The sequence below is a fragment of the Acidithiobacillus sp. TH-A36 genome (assembly GCF_057473445.1).
Window position 1 is genome coordinate 1 of record NZ_JBYCKP010000216.1, and the last position, 3301, is coordinate 3301.

A 3301-nucleotide genomic window follows, 5' to 3' on the forward strand; every position below is an offset into this window, starting at 1 on the left:
GTGATTGTCATTATTGGCCTGCTGATTGTTTTTGGCGGAATTTTTGGTTTTAAAGCCTTCGTCAACCATAAAATTGCCGAGGCGATGGCGCATACCCCCAAGCCGGTAGTCACCGTAAGCGCAGCTACTGCCCAAATCGCCCACTGGCATCCCCAATTGCGCGCCGTTGCCTCTCTGGCGGCCGTTCAGGGTGTGAATGTCACACCCCAGATTGCTGGCAATGTGACCGCCATTCATTTTCACTCCGGCCAATATGTGCAGGCGGGTACGCCTCTGGTGCAGATTGATGATTCCAATCAACTAGCCCAACTGGCCAGTGACCAAGCGCAACTGCGACTGGCAGCCCTTACTTTGCATCGAGATCAGAAACTGATGGCGACCAGAGCGGTAAGCCAGTCCCAGCTGGATTCTGATCAAGCCACTTATCAGACAGATGTTGCTGCCATTAAGGATATTCGAGCAACCTTGAATAAATTGGCGATTCGCGCCCCTTTCAGCGGTTATCTCGGTATCCGCCAGGTGAATATGGGTCAGTATCTGACTCCTGGCACCAAAATAGTGGACCTGCAGTCCTGGAGTCCGCTATATGCCAACTTCACCCTGCCGCAAAGTGATCTCCAGAATATTCAGGCCGGGACTCCAGTGCAGATACAAACCGACGCTCTGCCCGGCCAGACCTTTTCCGGAAAAGTGACCGCTCTGGGTTCTGCCGTCAACAACACAACCCGGCAGATAGAAGTACAAGCCACCATCGATAACCCCAAAAATCAGCTCAAACCGGGCCTGTTTGGGGAATTGACAGTGGTGCGCGATACCACTGAAAAGGTTCTTGTCATTCCGGTATCTGCCATTTCCTATAACACGTTTGGCGATTATGTCTATGTCATCCATCAGGAAAAAAAGGATGGCAAAACTCAGGAAACCGCCGTGCAACAGGTCATCAAACCCGGCAAGCAGCGCGATGGTATGGTGGAAATACTCTCTGGATTGAAGCAAGGCGAAAAGGTCGTCACTGCCGGTCAGGTCAAACTGGTCGACGGCAGCCTTGTTACCATCGGCCACGACGCGTAAGGCTAGCTCATGAAATTTACGGATATTTTTGTTCGTCGCCCGGTACTCGCCACGGCGTTGAGTCTGGTGATTTTCCTGCTGGGTCTTCATGCCTACACCATGATGACCGTCCGTGAGTATCCGGCTCTGGTCAATACGGTAGTGACCGTCACCACGGCGTATCCCGGTGCCAGTCCCAGTACCGTGCAGAGCTTTATTACCGCACGTCTTGAAAAGGTCATCGCCAGCGCCCCGGATATCAACTACATGACCTCCAACAGTGCGGAGGGGACCTCCACCATTACGGCGTACATGAAGCTGAATTACAGTCCTAGTGCCGCAGTGGCCAACATCCAGTCCAAAGTCCAGCAGGTAACCGACCAGTTGCCTAAGGGTAGCCAATTGCCCGTGATCAACGTTACGAAGGGCGATGCGCTAGACTTGATGTATATCGCTTTTTACGGAAATCAACTCAGCCAGCAACAGATTACTGATTATTTGTTGCGTGTCGCGCAACCGCGATTCGCCTCGGTACACGGTGTCGGACAAGTCCAGATTTTGCCTGCGGGTGCGGGCAACGGGAACACCTATGCCATGCGCGTCTGGCTGAATCCGCAGAAAATGGCCGCACTCAATGTGACCGCTGCCCAGGTTTCTCAAGCGTTGACAGCCAATGATTTCATCTCGGCCGTCGGACGGACCCGGGGTAAAACCGTACAAGACACCATTGTTGCCACTACCAGCCTGCACAATGTCAGTGAATTCCGTGACCTGGTCATCAAACAGTCGGGCAACACTCTGATTCGCCTGAAAGATGTCGCCCATGTTGAACTCGGTGCACAAAATTATGATTCCCAGGCATTTTATGATGGTAAACCGGCAGCGTTCATCGGCATTCAGGAATCCCCCTCTGCCAATTCTCTGGATGTAGCCGCCGGTGTCAAAAGCTCTCTGGCAAAACTCAAAAAAAGTCTGCCACCGGGTATGCACGAAGAAATTCCTTATGACGCCAGTGCATTTATCAAGGCTTCCATCGATGAAGTATTGATGACCATTGGTATCACCCTGGCGGTGGTCGTGCTGGTTATTTTCCTCTTCCTCGGCTCATTCCGGGCAGTGGTTATTCCGGCGGTGGCCATTCCCCTGTCCATTGTTGGCGCGGGCCTGATCATGTGGTCGATGGGCTTCACCATCAATCTGCTGACCCTGCTGGCAGTGGTTCTGGCCATTGGGCTGGTGGTGGATGACGCCATTATCGTTGTAGAAAACGTGCATCGACATATTGATGAAGGCAAAAGCCCTTTTGATGCCGCCTTGCTGACCGGACGCGAACTGGGTGGTCCGATTATCGTCATGTCCACCACCTTGATTGCGGTGTTTGCGCCGATTGGCTTTATGGGTGGACTGACCGGCAGTCTGTTTGGAGAATTTGCCTTTACCCTGGTAGCAGCGGTGTTGATCTCCATGATTGTGGCTTTGACGCTGTCGCCCATGCTCTCCAGCAAGGTCTTGAAGCCCACCAAGGAACACGGTTTTGAACACTTCATCGATCAGCGCTTTGTAGGTTTAAGACGTTTTTATGATCGTATTCTGCATGGTGTCCTGAATTTTGTGCCCGTAGTCATGCTCTTTGCCATTGTCGTATTCGGCAGCATTTACTTCCTGTTCTCCACTTCCAAATCGGAACTGGCACCACAGGAAGATCAGGGCATTATTTTCAATGCCGGCACTGGTGGTCCGACTATCACCCCGGACCGACTGGCTCATTACGGCAAGCAGATTTTGAAGGTGTTCAATAACTATCCGGAAAAAAAGGCGACCTTCATGGTCACCGGAATTTCCGTCGGCAGTGGTGGTGGAACCAATAGCCTTTTTGCAGGCATGCGTTTGACCAACTGGTCTGATCGTTCGGTTACGGCCATGCAGATTCAGCCCAAATTGCAGCAGCAATTGCAAAGCGTACCTGGGCTGCAGGTGGCTTCTTTCTTACCGCCACCTTTACCAGGATCTGCGGGCGGCCTGCCGGTACAATTTGTTCTGCAGAGCCCCGGCAGCTACGACAAAATGGATCAGGTGGCAGATCAGGTCATAGCCAAGGCTTACCAGAGTGGCATGTTCTTCTATGTGACCAAGGACCTGCGCATTGACAATCCAGAACTGGTGCTGAAAATCCATCGCAATATTGCCGCCAATCTGGGTTTGACCATGGCGGAAATTGCCCAGGATCTGCAACCTTTGCTGGGCGGCAACT

2 protein-coding genes are annotated in these 3301 nt (G+C 52.3%); both read left to right on the top strand.

Going from position 1 to position 3301, the window contains the following annotated elements:
• Positions 1 to 1071, top strand: a 1071-nt coding sequence (locus tag AC2VLY_RS05650) for an efflux RND transporter periplasmic adaptor subunit (protein WP_486921916.1), incomplete at its 5' end; no start/stop codon positions are given.
• Positions 1072 to 1080: 9 nt separating this feature from the next.
• Positions 1081 to 3301 (top strand): efflux RND transporter permease subunit (locus AC2VLY_RS05655; RefSeq protein WP_486921917.1); only part of this gene is annotated, 2221 nt, incomplete at its 3' end.